General features: G+C 41.0%; 1 protein-coding gene. It reads right to left on the reverse strand.

The features are described 5' to 3' along the window. Positions 1-163: 163 nt before the first annotated feature. A partial coding sequence (locus ACZFYI_RS20375) for a Ppx/GppA phosphatase family protein (protein WP_462525951.1) occupies positions 164-1,382 on the reverse strand: 1,219 nt, incomplete at its 5' end.

The following is a 1,382-nucleotide window of genomic DNA, read 5'->3' on the forward strand; positions in this document are numbered from 1 at the left end:
GGGGATTGCGGCGATGATCCTAGGGATTATTGTTTTTGCACCATATGTACTTTATCTTTTGGGCGAAGAAACAGGAGATCTCAAAAAAGTGGTATTTGGTTACCAGAATCAATAAATCCCTGCCATCATTTTTGGATCAATCAGATTGGGAAAAGTTTTGGTATTATCCTTTCACCACGACCACATTCCTTTTCAGGTATTTGGCAAATACATCAGAGAAACGTTGGGCCTCCCAGATTTCCAAATCCATAGTTGCATCCCCAAAGATTCTGATTTCCAGTTTTTCATGATCAAGTTCGCAATGGACTTTTTCCACCCATTGGTTTTTGGTTTTGTCCAGACCAACTGCAATACGAAGTATCCCTGCCAACCCCCGAACAAGATTCCGCTCTTTGGTAGGCAACTGTTTAAATGACCGATGTTTCTTTTTTGGACCTGTCTTTCTGTGGTATCTCGCCAACAGTGACAGCATGGTCCTTTCTTCATTGTTGAATCCCCTAAGCCGTCCATTGAGAATCAAGTAGGCCGAATGTTTTTGGTAATCCTGAAAATTTATAAAAAGGCCTAAATCATAGATGAGACAGGCATTTTGGAGAATTTCTCTCGCTTGGTCATTCATCCGGTGTACTTCACTTAGTTGGTCAAAAAGTTCTAATGCCAAATTGCTGATGTGTTTTTTTTCTTCAATGTCTGTCTCATACCTCATCGCCATAAGCAGGCAAGAGCGTTCCCTGATGTTTTTTCCCTCTACAAGTTTTCCAAGTTTCTGGCTGTTTTTTTCAATATAATCGATGATCAGACCATCCCGCAGTGAAGCATCTGACAAGGTGATCTCTTTTACATCAGCCAATTTCAGCAATTCCAATAGCAACAACCCACCAAGGTGGATGGCGTCAACCCTGTTTTCACTGATACCTTTGACTTCTGTCCGTTTTTCGGCAGGCAATTCCAAAAGCTTGTCTACAATTTTTTCGAGGTCTTTCACCTTGACAACTTCAGCATTGACTGAATTGACAATGTTTACATCCTTTAACTCCAAAGCAGCTTCACCTAGTGCCCTTATTGTACCGGATGTGCCTATTACTTTAGTATAGCCAACCAAACGCGCTTCTTCAAAGGTTTTATTTGCAAGATCCCTAATGTGTTGTTTTAGGACTTCTTGTTTGGCTTTGTTTAATGGTCCTTCATTTCCGACCCAATCCAACAACCTTAAAACTCCGAGCTTCAGGCTGTTTTTAAAAAGCACTTCCTCCTTGTTTCCAATGACCACTTCCGTACTTCCTCCACCTATATCGATCACCATTGCATTTTGCGAATTAAGGTCAATGACTTTTCTGACTGCCAAAAAAATCAACCTTGCTTCTTCTTTACCGGAAATCATC

The organism is Aquiflexum sp. (genome assembly GCF_977115555.1).